This window comes from Burkholderia savannae (assembly GCF_001524445.2).
Taxonomy (GTDB): Bacteria; Pseudomonadota; Gammaproteobacteria; order Burkholderiales; family Burkholderiaceae; genus Burkholderia; species Burkholderia savannae.
Genome location: NZ_CP013417.1, coordinates 1763197 through 1782858, shown reverse-complemented (window position 1 = coordinate 1782858; position 19662 = coordinate 1763197). Strand labels below are relative to the sequence as shown.

Here is a 19662-nt window from a genome sequence, read left to right as displayed (position 1 = left end):
CGTCGCCCCCGCCGTCGCATTCGCGGCGGCGCGGCCCGGAGCGCCCGAGCCCGCCTTCCGCCGTTCGTCCGCGGCCGGCCCTCCGCAAGCGGCTACAATAACGGGTTCGCCGAATCGATGTCGTCGGCCCCGTGATCCGCTCCACCGTGACACTTCCATGACCACGAATCTCGTCATTCAAAGCACCGCGCCGCTTTCCGACGCGCATCACAAGCCGCTCACCGCGCTCGCGCGCGGCACGCGCGCCGTTCCGCTCGACGCGCAGGCGATCCGCATCGAGGGCGCCGATCCCGCGCAGCGCGCCGACATCGACGCGTACTGCGGCGCGCACGCGCTCGACTACGCATTCGTCGACGCGACCCGCAAGCTCGCCGACTTCGGCCTCGTCGCGATGGACATGGATTCGACGCTGATCACGATCGAGTGCATCGACGAGATCGCCGACTTCTGCGGCCTGAAAGCCGAAGTCTCGGCGATCACCGAGGCGGCGATGCGCGGCGAGATCAAGGATTTCAACGAGAGCCTGACGCGCCGCGTCGCGCTGCTGGCGGGCCTCGACGCGAGCGCGCTCGAGCGCGTCTACGACGAGCGGCTGCGGCTGTCGCCGGGCGCCGAGGCAATGCTCGCGGGCGTGAAGGCGGCGGGCCTGAAGACGCTGCTCGTGTCGGGCGGCTTCACGTTCTTCACCGAACGCCTGAAGGCGCGGCTCGGCCTCGACTACGCGCGATCGAACACGCTCGAGATCGTCGACGGCAAGCTCACGGGCAAGGTTGTCGGCGAGATCGTCAACGCGGACGTGAAGGCGCGCGCGGTGCGCGAGACGTGCGCCGCGCTCGACATCGCGCCCGCGCGCGCGATCGTTCTCGGCGACGGGTCGAACGACCTGAAGATGATGGCGACAGGCGGCTTCTCGATCGCGTTTCGCGCGAAGCCCGTCGTGCGCGGCGCGGCGAGCGCGGCGTTCGATCACGTCGGGCTCGACGGACTGCTGCGGCTCTTCTGAAGCCCGCGGCCCGTTCGAGCCGCAACGCCGAGCGTACGTCGTCGCCTCGCGCCCCACCAGTCGCACGCTCCGTCAACGAAAAACGGCGCTGAGGGCCTTTGCCCCAGCGCCGTTTTCGTTCGACTCATTGTCGACATCCATGCCGGCTTCGATACCGACCGCAATGCCGACAACCACGCGGCCGCACACGGAACTCCGCGGCTGACGCCGCACGACCCTCGCGCGTGCGCGTCGGCCTCCGCTGCTCCGCCGTCCGATTCCGCCCGCCTCGGCCCGTCTCTGCCCGTCTCCGCCCGTTACGCGAGCGCCGCGGCGAATGCGCGCTCGATGTCCGCGCGCAGATCGGCTTCGTCCTCGAGACCGACGTAGAAGCGCACCAGCGTGCCGCGATGCGGCCACGCCGTCGTGCGCATCGATTGCACGTCGTACGGCATCGCAAGGCTGCACGCCCCGCCCCAGCTCCAGCCGATCGCGAACAGCTCGAGCGCCTCGACGAAGCGATCCACCTGCGCGGCGCCGTAGCGTTCGTCGAACACGACCGAGAACAGTCCGCCCGCGCCCGTGAAGTCGCGCATGAACGCATCGTGCCCCGGGCAATCGGGCAGTTGCGGATGCAGCACCGTCGCGATCTCCGGGCGCGTCTTCAGCCAGCGCGCGAGCGACAGCGCGCTGCGGCTGTGCGCGTCGAAGCGCGCCTGCATGCTCGGCAGGCCACGCAGCACGAGCGAACAGTCGTCGGCCGACACGCCGATCCCGAGCCGCATCCGCGCGAGCTTGAGCTTTGCGTTCAGCTCGTCGTCGGCGGTGATCGTCGCGCCCATCAGCACGTCGCTGCCGCCGGATTGATATTTCGTCAGCGCCTGCACCGAGATATCGACGCCGTGCTCGAACGGCTTGAACGCGAGGCCCGCCGAATACGTGTTGTCGATTGCCGTGACGATGCCGCGCGCGCGCGCGGCCGCCGTGATCGCGCGCACGTCGGGCACTTCCATCGTCACCGAGCCGGGCGCCTCGATCCAGATGAGGCGCGTGTTCGGCACGATCAGATCGGCGATTCCCGCGCCGATCATCGGATCATAGAAACGCGCGGTGATGCCGAAATCCTTCGCGAACCATTTGCCGAAATCGCCGTTCGGGCCGTACGCGTTGTCCGGAATCAGCACGTCGTCGCCTTCCTTGACGAGGCCGAAGTACACGTTCGTGATCGCCGAAAGCCCCGACGGCTGCAGCAGCGCGTGCGTGCCGCCTTCGATCTGCGCGAGCCGCTGCGCGAGCGCGAGCGACGTCGGCGTCGCATGCAGGCCGTAGCGCCATTGGCCGTCCTTGCGCCAGTCGAGGTTGCGCATCGTCGCGAGATCGGGGAACACGACCGTCGACGCCCGCGCGACCGGCACGACGAACGATTCGAAACCGGCGGGAATGCGGTCGTCCGGCTGGACGACGCGAGTCTGAAGCGCGCGCTTGGGAGTGAATGCGGTCATGACTGGGAAAGCTCGATGCAAAACGAGCCTGAAATGATTGGAATCCGGCTAGCTTAGCCGGATTCCGTGCGTTTGGCCCGGTACAGTCGGCGCGGCCGCGACCGTGCCGGCGAAGGCTCCGCCGGCCGCAGCCGAACGATCCCACGCGAAGCAGCGCGGCCGGGAGGTCGAGTGAAGGCAAAACCGGGGCCGGGAGCCCTCGCCTCAATCGGCGGACGGCCGGATTCGGCTGCCACGCTTTATCCAGCCGCGGTCGTCGTTCGTTACTCCGCGGTCCGCACGTTGCTCACGCCGCCGACCGACTGCCCATGGGCGCCCGCCTGCGGCGCGGCGGCGCCGGCCGACGCGGGCTGCGCGGCCGCCGCATGTTGCGGCGCCGACGCGCCGCCCGACGGATGCAGCACGACGGGCAGCGGGTCCGACTGGTCCGCGTTCATCCGGTCGGCCGACAAGCCGCCCGACGGATCGAAGCGGCCGATCCATACGCCCGTGATGTTCGTGCCGTCGTCCGACTCCTCGATTTCGAGCGTGTCGCCGTCTCGGTCGCCCGCGAGCAGGACGACCGCGCCCGTATCGAGATACTGACACTCGCCATGCACGCCCGGCTCGTCCGTCTTCGGCCCGAGGCGCACGACGATCGGCCGGCCGCCGAGCGTCCCTTCGTAGCGCGGCAGCCGCGCATACGCCGGATTCGGCTTGAGCGGCGCGGCGGGCGGCGGCGCGTCCGCCGACGCCGCGACGGGCGCATCGGACGCGCCCGCGGAAGCCGCCGCAGGCTGAGGTTGAGACTGCGCGAACGCGAGCCCCGCCGCCGTCGCGAACGCGGCGGCGAGCGCCGCGCCGCGGATTCCGGTGATCAGCTTCAACTGCGCGGCCCTCTCGTTACAGACGCTCGAACACCGCGGCGATGCCCTGGCCGCCGCCGATGCACATCGTCACGAGCGCGTAGCGCCCGCCGATGCGTTGCAGCTCGTACAGCGCTTTCACCGTGATGAGCGCGCCCGTCGCGCCGATCGGGTGGCCGAGCGAGATGCCCGAGCCGTTCGGGTTGACCTTCGCCGGATCGAGACCGAGCTCGTTCGACACCGCGCACGCCTGCGCGGCGAACGCCTCGTTCGCCTCGATCACGTCGAGATCGGCGACCGTGATCCCCGCGCGCTCGAGCGCCTTTCGCGTCGCAGGCACGGGGCCGATGCCCATGTACGCCGGATCGACGCCCGCATGCGCATACGAGACGAGGCGCGCGAGCGGCTTCGCGCCGCGCCGCTCGGCCGCGCCGCGCTCCATCAGCACGACGGCCGCGGCCGCATCGTTGATGCCCGATGCATTGCCCGCCGTCACCGTGCCGTTTTCCTTCGCGAACACGGGCTTGAGCTTCGAGAAATCGTCGAGCGACGCATCGTGGCGCACGTGCTCGTCGGCGTCGAACACGACGGTGCCCTTGCGCGACGCAATCTCGATCGGCAGGATCTGATCCTTGAAGTAGCCGGATTTCGTCGCGTGCGACGCGCGCCGGTGCGACTCGAGCGCGAGCGCGTCCTGCGCGTCGCGCGTGATCCCGTACTTCGCCGCGACGTTCTCGGCCGTCACGCCCATGTGGACCGATTGGAACGGATCGTTGAGCGCGCCGATCATCATGTCGACGAGCTTCGCGTCGCCCATGCGCTGGCCGAAGCGCGCGGCCGGCACCGAGTACGGCGCGCGGCTCATGTTCTCCGCGCCGCCCGCGACCGCGATGTCCGCGTCACCGAGCAGCACGCTCTGCGCGGCCGACACGATCGCCTGCAGGCCCGAGCCGCACAGCCGGTTGACGGTCAGCGCGGGCGCGTGCTGCGCGACGCCACCGTTGATCGCCGCGACGCGCGCGATATACATGTCCTTCGGTTCCGTGTGCACGACATTGCCGAACACGACGTGCCCGACCTCGTCGCCCGACACTTGCGCGCGCGACAGCACTTCGCGCACGACCCGCGCGCCGAGCTCGGTCGGCGAGAAATCCTTCAGGCTGCCGCCGAAATCGCCGATCGCGGTGCGTACGCCGCTCACCACCACTACTTCGCGTTGCATCGTTGCCTCCCTTTCTTCTCTTGATGAAAACCGATGGAGCGCGCGGCCCGCGCCGCACGCGTCACGTATTCGAATCGTGCATTCGCATCACGCATCTTCGCGTCACGCACCGGATACACGCATCCTTCGCGCGCCCTTCATGCACCCTTCACGCACCCAATAGCCGCTCGACCGCATCGCGCGACGGAATCGGCGCGACCGCGCCGAAGCCCAGCGTCGACAGCGCGGCCGCCGCGTTCGCGTAGCGCGCGGCCGAGAACGGATCGTCGCCCGCGACGAGCCGCGCGACGAACGCGCCGCCGAAGCAGTCGCCGGCTCCCGTCGCGTCGGCCGCGTCCACGACGAAGCCCGGCACGACGCGCCGCTCGTCGGGCGTCGCGACATACGCGCCTTCGCGGCCGAGCTTCAGCGCGACGACGCTCGGCCCGAAGCCGAGCAGCGCATCGATGATCGCGTCGCGCTCGTCGAGCCCCGTGAGCGCCGTCACGTCGTCCCAGCTCGGCAGACAGACGTCCGTGTGACGCAGCGCCTCGCGCATCACCGCGCGCGCGCGCGGCAGCGGCCAGAGCTTCAGGCGCAGGTTCGTGTCGAAGCTCACGCGCGCGCCGTTCGCACGCGCATGCTCGATCGCGGCGAACGCCGCGTCGCACGCGCTCGCGCTGATCGCGAGACTCACGCCCGACAGATGGACGACGCGCGCGGCCGCGAGCGCGTCGAGCGGCAGATCGCGAACCGCGTAGCGGCTTGCGGCCGAGCCCGCTCGCAGATAGTCGAACGCGTGGCCGTGCTCGCCGTGCGACACGAAATAGACGCCCGTCGGCGCGCCGCCGTCGATCCGCACATGCGACGTATCGACGTGCTCGCGGCGCCACAGATCGAGCAGCAGCCGGCCGAAATGATCGTCGCCGACCGCGGACACGAAGCCCGCTCGCGCGCCCTGCCGCGCGGCAGCGATGCAGAAGTTCGACGTATCGCCGCCGAAGCCCTGCAGGTAGTTCGGCTCGCCCGGCCGCGCCTGATTGAATTCGACCATCGCCTCGCCGAGCGCGAGCACGTCGGGAAACGTCGCCGGCATCGTCAGACCTCGCCCCACAGATCGTGGCCGTCCGCGCCCGTGATCTTCACCGACACGAAATCGCCGACCTTGTAGCGCTTGGACGCCTTCGTCGCCGGCTCCACGTAGACGACGCCGTCGATCTCCGGCGCGTCGGCCGCGGTGCGCCCGATGCCGCCTTCGTCGTTGACCTCGTCGATCAGCACCTTGAGCGTCTTGCCGACCTTGCGCTCGATGCGCGCGGCCGACACCGCCTCGGCGACTTCCATGAAGCGCGCGCGGCGCTCCTCGCGCACGTCGTCGGGCAGCGCGCCGTCGAGCTCGTTCGCGCTCGCGCCCTCGACCGGAGAATACGCGAAGCAGCCGACGCGATCGAGCTCCGCCTCGCGAATGAAGTCGAGGAGCGTCTCGAATTGCGCTTCAGTCTCACCGGGAAAGCCCGCGATGAACGTGCTGCGAATCGTCAGATCCGGGCAGATCTCGCGCCACTTCTGCACACGCTCGAGCACCTTCTCCGCGTTCGCGGGGCGCTTCATCCGCTTCAGCAAGTCCGGATGCGCGTGCTGGAACGGCACGTCGAGATACGGCAGCACATGGCCCTTGAGCGGGCCTTGCGCCATCATCGGAATGATCTCGTCGACGTGCGGATACGGATAGACGTAGTGCAGACGCACCCACGCGCCGTACTGCGCGGCGAGCTCGCCGAGCGCGCCGACGAGCTCGGTCATCCGCGTCTTGATCGGCCGGCCGTTCCAGAAGCCCGTGCGGTACTTGACGTCGACGCCGTACGCGCTCGTGTCCTGCGAGATCACGAGCAGCTCCTTCACGCCGGACTTGAAGAGATTCTCGGCTTCGAGCATCACTTCGGCGACGGGCCGCGACACGAGATCGCCGCGCATCGACGGGATGATGCAGAACGTGCAGCGATGATTGCAGCCTTCGGAGATCTTCAGATATGCGTAGTGGCGCGGCGTGAGCTTGATGCCCGCGGGCGGCACGAGATCGACGAACGGATCGTGCGGCTTCGGCAAATGGCTGTGCACGACCTGCATCACCTCGCCGACCGCATGCGGGCCCGTGACGGCGAGCACCTTCGGATGCACTTCCTCGATGAGACCGGAGCCGCTCGCGCTCTTCTTCGCGCCGAGACAGCCGGTGACGATCACCTTGCCGTTCTCGGCGAGCGCTTCGCCGATCGCGTCGAGGCTTTCCTGGACCGCTTCGTCGATGAAGCCGCAGGTGTTGACGACGACGAGATCCGCGCCGTCGTAGGTGCCGGAGATCTCGTAGCCTTCCGCGCGCAGTTGCGTGATGATCTGCTCGGAGTCGACAAGGGCTTTCGGGCAGCCGAGCGAAACCATACCTACCTTGGGCGCGGCATGCGGCTTACCGCTTGATTTCAATGAATTTTCCAACTATCGCTTCCATGCGTGAGGGGACGGCGTGCGCCGGCGGCGCGCCTTGGGTTTGCCCGCATTTTACCCTCCGCGCGGCAACGTTCCTTCACGGACGCGCACCCGGCGCCCGGCGCGCCGCATCTCGCGCTCCGATCGGCCGTTTCCGCGCTCGCGCCGCCTGCGGCAGGCCGCCCGCCGCGCCGCTTCGGAGCGGCGTCACGACGGCACTTTCTGACTCAAATTCAGAAGCACCACGCCGGCCACGATGAAAGTCATGCCGGACCATTTCGCGAGCGACGCACCCTCGTCGAAAATCGCGATGCCGACCAACGCCGTCCCCGCGCCGGCCCAGACCGCATACGCGATGCCGATCTCGAGCTGCTTGGTGGCGAGCCCCATCAGCCAGATCGCCGCCGCGTAGCATGCGCCCATCGCAATCGTAAACGGCAGACGCGCGAGGCCCGCCGACAGCTTCAGGAAAATGGTGCCGCACACTTCGGACAAGATGGACAGAACCAGCAGGTGCCACGGGCTCGCGAGCGTTCACCGGCAATCAGGACGAGTCCCTGCGAAGAGAAACCAACAGGCTTCGCGCAGCGACGCACACGGCCCGGCACCCGGCGCCAATGCCGCCGCCCGTGACGCCGATGCATACGTCCCCAAAAAGAAACGACGCCTCGCAGGCGCCATTTCTTTTTTACGCGATCGCGATGTCCGTTCGATGACGCGCGCCAAGCCGCAAGCTCGGCGGCCACGCGCGCCCTGGACGCACTCAGCCGACCTTGCGCCGACGCCCCCCCCAAGCCGCTCCGCGGCCGACGACGCGCCGATCGCCGCGACCGAGCCGTGCGCCCCCGCCGCAATCGCGTTCGATCGCTGCGACAAACGCCGCGCTTACTTCTTCTCGGGCTCGCTGCCCGGCGGCGTCGCCGGCTTGAACGGGAACGAGCTGAACATCGTCTTCGCCTGGTTCTGCATCTGCTCCTGCATTTGCACGAACATGTTCTTCGACTGCTCGATGTAGCTCGTCATCATTCCTTGCATCATCGGCGCCTGCATGTTCATGAACTGCGACCAGACCTCGGGATTCATCGCATTGTTCTCGTACAGGCTCTTCGACTGATCGGCGAGCTTGCTCTGGATGTCGATGAACGCCTGGATGTTCTTCTCCAGGTACGTGCCCATCATCCCCTGCATCGCATGTCCGTAGAACCGGATGATCTGCGACAGCATCGACGACGAGAACATCGGCACGCCGCCGCTTTCCTCTTCGAGGATGATCTGCAGCAGGATGCTGCGGGTCAGGTCTTCGTTGCTCTTCGCATCGATGACCTTGAAATCCTCCTGGCCGAGCACGAGCTGCTTCACGTCGGTCAACGTAATGTACGTGCTCGTCTCCGTATCGTACAAACGGCGGTTCGGATACTTCTTGATCAGCCGTTCGCCAGTTTTCTTTGTAGTAGTCATGTAACGCCTTTGAGCGCCTGATGCGCGCAGTGACGGCGCCCGGCGCCGCACGCGGGCGCGGCCGCGCGCGGAACCGGGCGTTCCCGGAACATCCGACCCATGGGCCCGGACGGCACATGCCGCCCGGCTCCATGGCTCAGCCCATATGCAAGCCGCCGTTCAGCGAGAAATCGGCGCCCGTCGCGAAACCGGACTCCTCCGACGCGAGCCACGCGACGATCGAGCCGATCTCGTCGGGCGAGCCGAGACGGCGCACCGGAATCGTCGCGACGATCTTCTCGAGCACGTCCGGGCGGATCGCCTTCACCATGTCCGTGCCGATATAGCCCGGCGACACCGTGTTGACCGTCACGCCCTTCGTCGCGACTTCCTGCGCGAGCGACATCGTGAAGCCGTGAATGCCCGCCTTCGCGGTCGAGTAGTTCGTCTGGCCGAACTGCCCTTTCTGGCCGTTCACCGACGAGATGTTGATGATGCGCCCCCAGCCGCGCTCGACCATCCCGTCGATCACCTGCTTCGTGACGTTGAAGAGGCTCGTCAGGTTCGTGTCGATCACGGCCGTCCAGTCTTCGCGCGTCATCTTGCGGAACACGACGTCGCGCGTGATGCCCGCGTTGTTGACGAGCACGTCGACCTCGCCGATCTCGGCCTTCACCTTGTCGAACGCCAGCTTCGTCGAATCCCAGTCGCCGACGTTGCCTTCGGACGCATAGAAATCGAAGCCGAGCGCCTTCTGGTCCTCGAGCCACTTCACGCGGCGCGGCGAATTCGGGCCGCAGCCCGCGGCCACCTTGAAGCCGTCCTTGTGCAGACGCTGGCAGATGCTCGTGCCGATGCCGCCCATTCCGCCCGTTACGTAAGCAATTCGCTGAGACATAACCTTTACTCCATTATCGTTTTGAGAAGCGCCGAGCGGCAACTTCTCCGTCGCCCGCCTGCCGATCCGCCTGTTCTCCGAGCCGCACCTGTCGGCGCGGCCCGGCCGATTGCCTCTGATTCGCGTTACGGACGCTCGAGCGCGAGCGCGACGCCCATCCCGCCGCCGATGCAAAGCGACGCGAGGCCGCGTTTCGCATCGCGCTTTTGCATTTCGTGCAGCAACGTGACGAGAATCCGGCAGCCCGACGCGCCGATCGGATGGCCGATCGCGATCGCGCCGCCGTTCACGTTGACCTTCGACGTGTCCCAGCCCATCTGCTTATGGACCGCGAGCGCCTGCGCGGCGAACGCCTCGTTGATCTCCAGCAGATCGAGGTCGCCGACCGACCAGCCCGCGCGCTCGAGACAGCGGCGCGACGCCGGCACGGGGCCCATGCCCATCACGCTCGGATCGACGCCCGCGTTTGCGTACGCCTTGATCCGCGCGAGCGGCGCAAGGCCCAGCGACTCCGCCTTCTTCGCCGACATCACGAGCACCGCGGCCGCGCCGTCGTTGATGCCGGACGCGTTCGCGGCCGTCACCGTGCCGTCCTTCGTGAACGCGGGCTTGAGCGTCGCGAGCGACTCGGCCGTCACGCCGTGGCGCACGAATTCGTCGGTCGCGAAGCGAAGCGGCTCGCCCTTTCTCTGCGGAATCTCGATCGGCACGATCTCGTCGTCGAAACGGCCCGCCTTCTGCGCGGCTTCCGCCTTGTTCTGCGACAGCGCGGCGAACTGGTCCTGCTGCTCGCGCGTGATGCCGTGCTCCTTCGCGACGTTCTCCGCCGTGACGCCCATGTGGTACTTGTTGTAGACGTCCCACAGGCCATCGACGATCATGCTGTCGACGAGCTTCGCGTCGCCCATCCGGAAGCCGTCGCGCGAGCCCGGCAGCACGTGCGGCGCGGCGCTCATGTTCTCCTGGCCGCCCGCGACGACGATCTCCGCGTCGCCCGCGACGATCGCGTTCGCGGCAAGCATCACGGCCTTCAGGCCCGAGCCGCACACCTTGTTGATCGTCATGCCGGGCACCGCGGTCGGCAGGCCCGCCGCGATCAGCGCCTGGCGCGCCGGATTCTGGCCCGAGCCCGCCGTCAGCACCTGGCCCAGGATCACTTCGCCGACCTGCTCGGGCTTCACGCCCGCGCGCTCGAGCACCGCGCGGATCACGGTCGCGCCGAGCTCCGGCGCGGCGATCTTCGCGAGCGAGCCGCCGAACTTGCCGACCGCGGTGCGCGCGGCCGATACGATCACTACGTCAGTCATTTCACTATCCTCCGAGCGAACGCGGCACGGCGCGCCGCGTGTCGCCCTGTTAAAAGTCGGTAGCGACGGAAAGCGTGCTCCGCCTTCCGCCGTTCGTCAATCGCGTTGCATCACATAGCGGCCGGGCGCGGGCTCGATCACAGGGAAGTGCGCGGAGCCGAGCTGCGCGCGCGGCTTCACCTTGCGGCCGCCGTACTGATCGAGCCACTCGATCCACACGGGCCACCAACTGCCCGGATGTTCGGTCGCCGCGTCGAGCCAGTCGTTCGCCGATTCCGGCAGCGCCTTCGCGCTTGCGTCGTAGCTCCAGTAGCTGCGCTTCTTTTTCGCGGGCGGGTTGATCACGCCCGCGATGTGGCCCGACGCGCCGAGCACGAACTTGAGCGGGCCCGCGAGCAGCGACGTCGATTCGTACGCGGTCTGCCACGGCACGATGTGATCCTCGCGCGAGCCGTAGATGAACGTCGGCACGTCGATCCTCGACAGATCGACGGGCTCGCCGCACACGACGAGCGCGTCCGGCTCGCGCAGCTTGTTCTCGAGATAGGTGTTTCGCAGGTACCACGCGTACATCGGGCCCGGCAGGCTCGTCGAATCGCTGTTCCAGTAGAGCAGATCGAACGGCGCCGGCGTGCGTCCCTTCAGGTAGTTGTCGACGACGTAGTTCCAGACGAGATCGTTCGGCCGCAGGAATGAGAACGTGTTCGCGAACTCGACGCCGCGCATGAGCCCCGGCGGCGTGCCGTTCTTGCCGCCGATCGTTTGCTCGCGCATTTGCACGTGCGCTTCGTCGACGAACACGTCGAGGATGCCCGTGTCGGAGAAGTCGAGCATCGCGGTGAGGAGCGTCATCGACGCGGCCGGATGCTCGCCGCGCGAGGCGAGCACCGCGAGCGCCGTCGCCAGCATCGTGCCGCCGACGCAGAAGCCGAGCGTGTTGATCTGCTCGCGCCCGCTCACCTGCTGGACGGCGTCGATCGCGGCGAGGAGCCCCTCGTCCATGTAGTCGTCCCAGTTCTTGCGCGCGACCGATGCGTCCGCGTTGCGCCACGACACCAGGAAAACCTGATGGCCGCACGACAGCGCATGCGCGACGAGCGAATTCTCAGGCTGCAGATCGAGGATGTAGAACTTGTTGATGCAAGGCGGCACGATGAGAAGCGGCCGCTCGAAGACGGTCGCCGTCGTCGGCTTGTACTGGATCAGCTGGATCAGATCGTTCTCGTAGACGACCGCGCCTTCCGTCACCGCGAGATTCTTGCCGACGACGAACTGAGTTTCGTCCGTCTGCGAGATCTTGCCTCGCTGCATGTCGGCGAGCAGGTTCTTCATCCCGAGCCGCAGGCTCTCGCCTTGCGTCTCGACGAGATTCTTCTGCGCTTCAGGATTGAGCGCGAGGAAGTTGCTCGGCGCCGCGGCGGCCGTCCATTGCTGGACCGCGAAGCGGATTCGCTCGCGCGTCTTCGGATCGGTCTCGAGCGCGTCGGCGAGCTCTTGCAGATAGCGCGCGTTCAGCAGATACCATGCGGCTGCGAACGCATGCGCGGGCGACGCCTTCCACGCGTCCGAGCTGAAACGCCGGTCCTTGAGATCGGGAACGGTCGGCGTCGCGGCCGTCGCCTGCTGGATCAGCGCGAGACTATCGCGCGAATAGTCGGCCTGAAGCGTCTGCAGCCGCGCGGGCGGCACCGACGCGACGGGCGCGAGCCCCGCGAAGGATGCGGACGCGCCCGACCAGTCCGGCATCGGCGGCATCTGCGGCATGGCCGGCATCGCGAACGGGAACGGCTGAGACGGCTGGAACGCCGCGAACGGCGGCTGTGCGGGCGCGCCGCCGGCGGCCGCGCGGGCCGGGTCCGCGAAGCTGCGCCACGCGCCGATCCAGGACTCGAACATCTGTTGCATGGGCTGGGTCGCCGATCCGGCTGTCTCGCGACCCTGGGAAGTATCCGTATGAGAGGACGTCGACGATTTTTTCGATGCTGTCATACCTGCCTTAACGGTGGTTCCTCGGTGGTTCCTCGGTGGTTCCTCGGTGTTTCCTCGGTATTGCCTGCGGGGACCCTGGAAATCCTGCTCGAGCCGCATGAAGTCGACCACCCACTGCGCCCCGTCCGGCCGGGCGTCGCGTTCCGGAGCGTTCCTCCAGATTCTGCCGCAGTGCAGTAGTTTTATCATTATCGTTTTCCCCATGTGATCCGTCACCTCCGACAACACATGCTTCACCGACCGGAATAATTGTTGCGAAACGCGCGATGCGATGCGCGGCGCGGCGCGGATGCCAGGCCGAATCGGCCGGCGAGAGTCTAAGCGATTTCGATGACAGCAATCGCACGAAGCAGCGCAGCAATCGGCGCCCGGCGGCACGGCGAAAATATCGCTCCCGCTCGTTCCCGATCGTCAACAAAGGGCCGCGCGCAACCGGCGGCCGTCAATCGGCGAGCCAGATCATCGCGGCCATTCGTCCCGTCACGCGATCGCGTCGATACGAATAGAAGCGCTCACGCTCGGTCGCCGTGCACGCGGTGCCGCCGCTCACGCGCGTGACGCCCGCGCGCGCGAGGCGCAGACGCGCGAGCGCGTAGAGATCCGCCAGATATTTGCCGGGCGCGTCCGCGCGCGGCGCGAATGCGCGCTCGGTCGCCGCGTAATCGGCGAGCGGCGCCGCGTCGAGAAAGGCCGAGCGCACGTCGGCGCCGACTTCGAAAGCGCTCGGGCCGATCGCCGGGCCGAGATACGCGTGCAGGCCGTCGAGGCCGCCGCCCGCCAGTGCCGCAACGCGCTCGGCCGTCTTCTCGACGATCCCCCCGACGAGTCCGCGCCAGCCCGCATGCGCGGCGCCGACCGCCCGGCCCGCGTCGTCGCACAGCAGCACCGGCAAGCAATCGGCGACCATCACGACGCAAACGGCGCCCGGCGCCGTCGCAACGCTCGCGTCCGCGCGCACGACGCGCTCGGCTTCGCCCTCGCCCGCGCCGCCCGCGCTCGCGGCGAGCACGTCCTCGGCGCGCACGACGTCCGTGCCGTGGACCTGCTCGAGCCACGCGGCGCGCGACCGGCCGGTCAGCGCGAGCAGCCGCGCGCGGTTCATCTCGACATGCGCGGGATCGTCGCCCGTGTGCCGGCCGAGATTCATCCCGCCCGCGACCTCGCCGCCGCCGCCCCAACCACCATAAGGCGGCTCGCTCACGCCCCCGTTGCGCGTCGAGACGAGCGCTCGCACGCGCGGGGGCGCGTGCCAGTCGGGTTGCACGCAATCGGCGAGCGTCAGGGGTCGCAACATCGTCATCGGGAATCAATCCTCATCGTCGCCGGCATGCGGGATGCCGTCATCGTAACCTTCGTCATAGACCGCGTCGTCGTCGCCGAATTCCGCGTCGTCCGCACCGAAGCCGAGCGCGTCGACGAGCGCCGCGAGATCGGCCGGCAGCGGCGCGCGCCATTGCATCGTCCGGCCGCTCGCGGGATGCACGAGGCCGAGCCGCCAAGCGTGCAGCGCCTGCCGCGCGAAGCCGCCCGGCAGCGGCGCGACCGAGCGCTTGCCGCGCGCGCGGCCGTACACGGGATCGCCGAGGAGCGGATGCCCGACGTGCGCGCAATGCACGCGAATCTGGTGCGTGCGCCCGGTCTCGAGATCGCAATGGATCGCCGACACCGGCTGGCGCTCCCACATCGTCGTGTCGACCGTACGGAAATGCGTGCGCGCCGGCTTGCCCGCCGCCCCCGTGACGACCGCCATCCGCGTGCGTTCGCGCGGGTCGCGGCCGATCGGCGCGTCGATCGTGCCCTCATCGGGCATCTGCCCCCACGCGAGCGCGAAATAGCGGCGCTTCACCGTGCGCGCCTGCAATTGGCGGATCAGGTCGGTCTGCGCGGCGAGCGTGCGCGCGACGACCATCAGGCCCGACGTTTCCTTGTCGAGCCGGTGCACGATGCCCGCGCGCGGCAGGCCCGCCGCATCGGCATAGCGGTGCAGCAGGCCGTTGAGCAGCGTGCCGCTCCAGTTGCCGGCGGCCGGATGCACGACGAGGCCGGCCGGCTTGTCTACGACGACGAGCGTGTCGTCCTCGTAGACGATCGAAAGCGGCACCGGCTCCGGCGCGAACGCGAGTTGCTCGGGCAGCAGGTCGGGCAAGAGCTCGATCGTCGCGCCGAGCGGCACGGGCTGCCGGATCTTCGCGTGCGCGCCGTCGACGCGCACGCGCTCCGATTCGATCCACTGCTGCAGGCGGCTGCGCGAAAACTCGGGGAAGAGCTGCGCGAGCGCCTTGTCGAGGCGCTCGCCCGCGAGCGCGGGCGGCACCTCGATCACGCGCGGCGCATCGGCGCCGGAATCGGCGCTCGCGGGCGCGACGAGCGCGTCGCTCGTCAGATCATCGTCGAGCGAATCGCCGGCAGAAGCATCGGCGGGGCTGACGCTTGGGCTATAATCGTCGCGGTTTGACTTGCCCGCACGGGCATTCAACGAACTTGAACGGGTCATTTAGACTGGGTCACTTGAGACTTGAAGCTAGGACAATGCGAGCCCTATTCACCATGATGCATTCGACCAAACGCGTCGCGAAACCTGCGGCCGCCTGGGCCGCGCTGGCCGCTGCGGCGGCGCTCGTCGCGGGCTGCCACGGCTTGCCGCAGAAGACCGACGAGACGGCGACCTGGTCGAACAACAAATTATACTCAGAGGCTCAGGATGCATTGACGGGCGGCGACTGGGGCAAGTGCGCGAAATACTTCGAAGCGCTGCAGGGCCGCGATCCGTTCGGCCATTTCGCGCAGCAGGCGCAGATCAACGTCGCGTACTGCAACTGGAAGGACAACGAAGCAGCCGCGGCCGACCAGGCAATCGACCGCTTCATCCAGCTGCACCCGGATCACCCGGATATCGCGTACGCGTACTATCTGAAGGGGATGATCCACTTCAACGACGACCTCGGTCTCTTCGGCCGCTTCTCCGGCCAGGACATGAGCGAGCGCGATCCGCAGGCGCTGCGCGAATCGTATGACGCATTCAAGCTCGTCGTCGACCGCTATCCGAAGAGCAAGTATGCGCCGGACGCGGCCGCGCGGATGCGCTACATCGTCAACGCGCTCGCATCGCACGAAGTGCACGCGGCCGATTACTACTACCGGCGCGGCGCTTACGTCGCGGCGATCAACCGCGCGCAACTCGCGATCAGGGAATACAAGAACGCGCCCGCGATCGAGGATGCGCTGCACATCATGATGCTGTCGTACGCGAAGCTGAACCAGACGCAGCTCGCCGACGACACGAAGCGCGTGCTCGCGTCGACGTTCCCGGACAGCCCGTACGTGACCGGTCATGCTCGGCCGGGCGCGAAGAAATCGTGGTGGCAGTTCTGAGCTGAGCGTCGCGCATTACGCAGTTGACCGCAGTTGACGGACGCTGCCAAAAGAAAACCCGGCCTGTCGAGCCGGGTTTTCTTTTTTTGAGGCGTTCTCGCGCGTTTAGCACACGCCGCGAGCAGCGCGGCGCGGCCGCACTGCTCGCCGATCGCCCCGCACATCCCGTGCCGCCGCCGCAAACGGCGCGCGTGCGGCGCGCTCAAGCCTGCTCGGGCTCGCGCCGCTCGGCGAAGAACTCGCGGACGACGTCGATCTCGCGCGTGCGCTTGAAGGGCGGCAGGCTCTGCCAGATGCGCCGGCCGTACGGCTTGTCGACGAGGCGCGTGTCGCAGATCATCAGCACGCCGCGATCCGTCTCCGCACGAATCAAGCGGCCCGCGCCCTGCTTCAGCGTGATGACGGCCTGCGGCAGTTGGTGGGCGGCGAACGGGCTCAATCCCTTTTTCGTCAGCGCGTCGAGCCGCGCGGCGAGCACCGGATCGTCGGGCGGCGCGAACGGCAGCTTGTCGATCACGACGAGCGACAGCGCGTCGCCGCGCACGTCGACGCCTTCCCAGAAGCTCTGGCTGCCGACGAGAATCGCATTGCCGTACGCGCGGAACCGGTCGAGCAGCTCGGTGCGGCTTGCGTCGCCCTGCACGAGGAGCGGCGTGCCCCAGCCGCGCGCGTCGATCGTATCGCGCAGCTTCGTCGCGATCCGGTCGACCGCGCGCAGCGTCGTGCACAGCACGAACACACCGCCGCCCGACGCCTCGATCGCCGGCAGCGCGGCGTCGAACACCGCGTCGGTGAACGCGGGCGACGACGGCTGCGGCAAGTTCCGCGGCACGTACAGGAGCCCTTGCGTTTGATAGTCGAACGGGCTCGGCAGCGTCATCGAGCGGCGCGCGTTGAGGCCCATCTGCGCCGCGTAATGCGTGAAATCGCCACGCACCGACAGCGTCGCCGACGTGAAGATCCACGCGCGCGGCACGCCCGCGCGCTGTTTCGCGAAGATCGGCGCGACGGACAGCGGCGTTTCGTGCAACTGGACCGTGTGCGCGAATACCTCGACCCAGCGCACCTTCTCGTTCGGATCGCCGTGCTCGCCCGCCTGAGCTCCGGCTTGCGCATCGGCTGCGTCCTCCTTCGCGCCGGGCGCGACCCAGCCCGCGAGCAGATCCTGCAGCTCGCGCGCGCGGCGCTCGCATGCGGCGATCGACTCGGCGCGCTCCGCTTGTCCCGCAAGCGCGGTCGACAGCGCGCCGAGCGCCGCGTCGAGCGCGTCGAGCGCGCCAAAGAGCGGATGGCCGTCACCCAGCTGCGCGAGCGACATCCGCACGATGCCGTCGTCGGCGAACACAAGCCGCAAGTCGCGCGCCGCACGCTCGAGCGCGCCGCCGAGCTTCACCCATTCCACCGCGTCACGCGCATGCGCAAGACCTTCGACCACCGAGTCGCGCGCGAGCTCGAGCAGCTGCGTCGTCGACAGCGTCTCGCCGAAAAAGAGCGTCGCGGTCTCGGGCAGTTGATGCGCCTCGTCGAAGATGATCGTGTTCGCGCTCGGCAGCAACTCGGCCATCCCGGTGTCGCGCAGCATGATGTCCGCGAAGAACAGGTGGTGATTGACGACGACGACGTCCGCCTGCTGCGCCTCGCGGCGCGCCTGCATCACGAAGCAATCCTTGTAATGCGGGCATTCCTGGCCGAGGCAGTTGTCGCGCGTCGACGTGACCATCGACCACACGGACGACGTCTCCGGCACGCTCGCGAGCTCGGCCTTGTCGCCGCTCTTCGTGATCTTCGCGAAGCGGATGATGTCCTGCAGGTAAGCGGTGTCCTGCCGCGACGGCAGGCGGCCGTTGTCGGCCGTGCGCTGCAGGTAGTAATGGCACAGATAGTTTGCGCGCCCCTTGAGCATCGCGACCGTCACGGGCACCGCGAGCGCATCGCGCACCGTCGGGATGTCGCGCAGGAACAGCTGATCCTGCAAGTGCTTCGTGCCCGTCGACACGATGACCTTGCCGCCCCAGAGCATCGCCGGGACGAGGTATGCATAGGTCTTGCCGGTGCCCGTGCCCGCCTCGACGATCAGCGTGTTGTCGCCGTTGTCGGCACCTTCGCCGTCGGGCAATGCGGCGGGCGCGTCGTCGCGGCCGGCGGAAGCGCCCTCCTGCAGGCGTCGCGCGGGACGCTTGCGCGTCTCGAAGATCTCGGGCTCCGGCATCAGCTTACCCGACGCCTCCATCGCGGCCGCGACGGCGCGCGCCATGTCGATCTGCGACGCGCGCGGACGATAGCTGTCGAGCGCGCGCGCGAAGAGGCCGCCGTCGCCGAAGATCGCGTCGAGCTCGTCGATACGCTTCACGCTCGGCGTATACGCGCCCGTCGCCGCCACGGCGCCGGACGTGCGGGCGCGCGCGGCGGACGAATCGTCGCGCCGCGCGTCGGGATTGACATCAAGCGGTGAATTCAAGGCAAGCGGTTCCTAGTATCCGGCGCTTGCCGCGGCGCCGGCGCTTGCCAGGCCGCGCGTCAAGCGCGCTTATCCGGTTCGAGCTGCGACTGCAGCATGATGATCTTGTCTTTGGCGAGCAGCTTTTCCTTCTTCAGCCGGTGCAGCGCCAGGTCGTCGATGTCGGACCGGCCCTCCTTCTGCTCGATCTCGCGGGCAAGCTGCCTGTGCAGCTCCTGCAACGACGTCAGTCGGTTGTACAGTTCCTGTTGAGTTTCCGCCGAACGGGTTTGCATACTCGCCTCCTCACTGAATCGGCATGCCGGCCGAGCCGCCCGCATGCCCGAGATTGCCTTGCGAAACCACCACCCAACGCTACCGCGTCACTACCCCTGCTGCTAACCGTTACTGCTGCTGTTGTTGCTTCTGCTTCGCCTTCTCGGCGGCCTGTCGCTGGCGCTCCTCGACGTCCGCCTTGTGCTGCGCCGCGTCACGCTGCTTCTGTTCGTAGCGCTCGGCGTTCCCCGCACGCTGCTGCGCATCCTTCGCCGCCTGCGCGTGCGCCGCGTCGAGCTTGCGCTGAAACTCGGCCTGCTTCGCATCGTAGGCCTTCTGGTTCGCCGCGCGCTGCGGCGCCTGCGCGTCGCGCTCCGCGCGCTTCAGCGCGTTTTGCTGCTGCTTGCCTTCATAAGCCGCCGCATTCGCCGCTTCGTCGGCCGCGCGCTGCGGCGCTTGCGCCTGCCGCTGCGCATCCTTGAGCGCCAGTTGCCGGTCGCGCTCCTGCGCGCGCACCGCACGCTGTTCGTCGTCGAGCGCGAGCTGCTCCTGGCTGATGCTCGCGCGCTCCGCGCGCACCGTCTCGCGCGCCTTGTTCAAGCAGCGATTGACGAAAAACGCGCTGTAGCAATCGTGCTGGGCCACCGCATAACGATAATCGTTTTCCGTCGTGCGTTGATTGAGCACTTTTTGACGCGCGTCGAAATTCGCTTGCGCGGCGAACGTATCCGCATCGGACGCAGCGGCGGCCGGCGCCGCTGCGGACGTCTGCGCGACGCCGGCGACGGGCGCGCAGGACAGCGTCGCCGCAAGCGCCACGGCGAACGCGACAATGGAAAATCGGGAAGTAGGCAACGTCGTAGGAAAGCTGCGGATCATGGGCCAAATTCTAACACCCGCGGCTAGACCCTTTCGCATTTATGGCAAAATGCCCC

At 68.0% G+C, this 19662-nt stretch carries 17 protein-coding genes; 2 read left to right on the top strand and 15 right to left on the bottom strand.

Annotated elements, in window-relative coordinates:
• The first annotated feature begins 157 nt into the window (after nucleotides 1-157).
• Nucleotides 158-1003, top strand: a complete 846-nt coding sequence (gene serB / locus WS78_RS09010) for a phosphoserine phosphatase SerB (RefSeq protein ID WP_059580884.1) — start codon at nucleotides 158-160, stop codon at nucleotides 1001-1003.
• Nucleotides 1004-1299: 296 nt separating this feature from the next.
• Here the strand turns inward: serB and WS78_RS09005 are convergent, their stop codons facing one another.
• The 12 genes from WS78_RS09005 to WS78_RS08950 form a co-directional block, all read right to left on the bottom strand.
• On the bottom strand, nucleotides 1300-2484 hold the full coding sequence (locus WS78_RS09005; RefSeq protein ID WP_059580881.1) for a cystathionine beta-lyase: 1185 nt from the start codon (nucleotides 2482-2484) through the stop codon (nucleotides 1300-1302).
• Between the two features lie 263 nt (nucleotides 2485-2747).
• Nucleotides 2748-3350: a hypothetical protein gene (locus WS78_RS09000; protein ID WP_038749245.1), complete on the bottom strand. Its 603-nt coding sequence runs from the start codon at nucleotides 3348-3350 to the stop codon at nucleotides 2748-2750.
• 16 nt (nucleotides 3351-3366) lie between these two features.
• Entirely contained in the window at nucleotides 3367-4551 is a 1185-nt protein-coding gene (bktB, locus tag WS78_RS08995; protein WP_038749243.1) for a beta-ketothiolase BktB, read from the bottom strand.
• Between the two features lie 148 nt (nucleotides 4552-4699).
• Nucleotides 4700-5626: a sugar kinase gene (locus WS78_RS08990; protein ID WP_038749240.1), complete on the bottom strand. Its 927-nt coding sequence runs from the start codon at nucleotides 5624-5626 to the stop codon at nucleotides 4700-4702.
• 2 nt (nucleotides 5627-5628) lie between these two features.
• Nucleotides 5629-7020: a 30S ribosomal protein S12 methylthiotransferase RimO gene (rimO, locus tag WS78_RS08985; RefSeq protein ID WP_082717558.1), complete on the bottom strand. Its 1392-nt coding sequence runs from the start codon at nucleotides 7018-7020 to the stop codon at nucleotides 5629-5631.
• Between the two features lie 198 nt (nucleotides 7021-7218).
• On the bottom strand, nucleotides 7219-7521 hold the full coding sequence (locus WS78_RS08980) for a DMT family transporter (RefSeq protein WP_226377236.1): 303 nt from the start codon (nucleotides 7519-7521) through the stop codon (nucleotides 7219-7221).
• Between the two features lie 375 nt (nucleotides 7522-7896).
• The gene (gene phaR / locus WS78_RS08975) at nucleotides 7897-8469 is read right to left on the bottom strand and encodes a polyhydroxyalkanoate synthesis repressor PhaR (RefSeq protein WP_038749232.1); all 573 of its coding nucleotides are present in this window, start codon (nucleotides 8467-8469) and stop codon (nucleotides 7897-7899) included.
• A gap of 136 nt (nucleotides 8470-8605) precedes the next feature.
• Nucleotides 8606-9346: a 3-ketoacyl-ACP reductase gene (locus WS78_RS08970; protein ID WP_038749229.1), complete on the bottom strand. Its 741-nt coding sequence runs from the start codon at nucleotides 9344-9346 to the stop codon at nucleotides 8606-8608.
• A 125-nt stretch (nucleotides 9347-9471) separates the two neighbouring features.
• The gene (locus WS78_RS08965; protein WP_059580869.1) at nucleotides 9472-10653 is read right to left on the bottom strand and encodes an acetyl-CoA C-acetyltransferase; all 1182 of its coding nucleotides are present in this window, start codon (nucleotides 10651-10653) and stop codon (nucleotides 9472-9474) included.
• 96 nt (nucleotides 10654-10749) lie between these two features.
• Nucleotides 10750-12558, bottom strand: coding sequence for a class I poly(R)-hydroxyalkanoic acid synthase (gene phaC / locus WS78_RS08960; RefSeq protein ID WP_059580866.1), 1809 nt, complete (start codon nucleotides 12556-12558; stop codon nucleotides 10750-10752).
• Nucleotides 12559-13084: 526 nt separating this feature from the next.
• Nucleotides 13085-13942 (bottom strand): peptidoglycan editing factor PgeF, encoded by an 858-nt coding sequence (pgeF, locus tag WS78_RS08955; protein WP_038749218.1) that lies wholly within the window; start codon nucleotides 13940-13942, stop codon nucleotides 13085-13087.
• Nucleotides 13943-13948: 6 nt separating this feature from the next.
• Entirely contained in the window at nucleotides 13949-15136 is a 1188-nt protein-coding gene (locus WS78_RS08950) for an RluA family pseudouridine synthase (RefSeq protein WP_059580862.1), read from the bottom strand.
• A 53-nt stretch (nucleotides 15137-15189) separates the two neighbouring features.
• Here WS78_RS08950 and WS78_RS08945 point away from each other — a divergent pair, with 53 nt between their 5' ends.
• Nucleotides 15190-16014 carry an outer membrane protein assembly factor BamD gene (locus WS78_RS08945; RefSeq protein ID WP_038749213.1) on the top strand — a complete coding sequence of 275 codons (825 nt, stop codon included), beginning with the start codon at nucleotides 15190-15192 and terminating at the stop codon, nucleotides 16012-16014.
• 202 nt (nucleotides 16015-16216) lie between these two features.
• Here WS78_RS08945 and WS78_RS08940 read toward each other — a convergent pair whose 3' ends face one another.
• The 3 genes from WS78_RS08940 to WS78_RS08930 all read right to left on the bottom strand — a co-directional run bounded on the left by WS78_RS08940 (nucleotide 16217) and on the right by WS78_RS08930 (nucleotide 19606).
• Nucleotides 16217-18472: an ATP-dependent DNA helicase gene (locus tag WS78_RS08940; RefSeq protein ID WP_059580859.1), complete on the bottom strand. Its 2256-nt coding sequence runs from the start codon at nucleotides 18470-18472 to the stop codon at nucleotides 16217-16219.
• Nucleotides 18473-18531: 59 nt separating this feature from the next.
• Nucleotides 18532-18747 carry a YdcH family protein gene (locus WS78_RS08935; RefSeq protein ID WP_038749262.1) on the bottom strand — a complete coding sequence of 72 codons (216 nt, stop codon included), beginning with the start codon at nucleotides 18745-18747 and terminating at the stop codon, nucleotides 18532-18534.
• Between the two features lie 109 nt (nucleotides 18748-18856).
• The gene (locus tag WS78_RS08930; protein ID WP_059580854.1) at nucleotides 18857-19606 is read right to left on the bottom strand and encodes a hypothetical protein; all 750 of its coding nucleotides are present in this window, start codon (nucleotides 19604-19606) and stop codon (nucleotides 18857-18859) included.
• Nucleotides 19607-19662 lie beyond the last annotated feature (56 nt).

Excerpts from the sequence above, each read along its gene's own strand:
- WS78_RS08970 (WP_038749229.1), bottom strand. The coding sequence starts at position 9,346 with ATGTCTCAGCGAATTGCTTACGTAACGGGCGGAATGGGCGGCATCGGC.
- WS78_RS09005 (WP_059580881.1), bottom strand. The coding sequence starts at position 2,484 with ATGACCGCATTCACTCCCAAGCGCGCGCTTCAGACTCGCGTCGTCCAG.
- WS78_RS08930 (WP_059580854.1), bottom strand. The coding sequence starts at position 19,606 with ATGATCCGCAGCTTTCCTACGACGTTGCCTACTTCCCGATTTTCCATT.
- WS78_RS08990 (WP_038749240.1), bottom strand. The coding sequence starts at position 5,626 with ATGCCGGCGACGTTTCCCGACGTGCTCGCGCTCGGCGAGGCGATGGTC.
- WS78_RS08950 (WP_059580862.1), bottom strand. The coding sequence starts at position 15,136 with ATGACCCGTTCAAGTTCGTTGAATGCCCGTGCGGGCAAGTCAAACCGC.
- serB (WP_059580884.1), top strand. The coding sequence starts at position 158 with ATGACCACGAATCTCGTCATTCAAAGCACCGCGCCGCTTTCCGACGCG.
- phaC (WP_059580866.1), bottom strand. The coding sequence starts at position 12,558 with ATGCAACAGATGTTCGAGTCCTGGATCGGCGCGTGGCGCAGCTTCGCG.
- phaR (WP_038749232.1), bottom strand. The coding sequence starts at position 8,469 with ATGACTACTACAAAGAAAACTGGCGAACGGCTGATCAAGAAGTATCCG.
- WS78_RS08965 (WP_059580869.1), bottom strand. The coding sequence starts at position 10,653 with ATGACTGACGTAGTGATCGTATCGGCCGCGCGCACCGCGGTCGGCAAG.
- WS78_RS08935 (WP_038749262.1), bottom strand. The coding sequence starts at position 18,747 with ATGCAAACCCGTTCGGCGGAAACTCAACAGGAACTGTACAACCGACTG.
- pgeF (WP_038749218.1), bottom strand. The coding sequence starts at position 13,942 with ATGACGATGTTGCGACCCCTGACGCTCGCCGATTGCGTGCAACCCGAC.
- bktB (WP_038749243.1), bottom strand. The coding sequence starts at position 4,551 with ATGCAACGCGAAGTAGTGGTGGTGAGCGGCGTACGCACCGCGATCGGC.
- WS78_RS08945 (WP_038749213.1), top strand. The coding sequence starts at position 15,190 with ATGATGCATTCGACCAAACGCGTCGCGAAACCTGCGGCCGCCTGGGCC.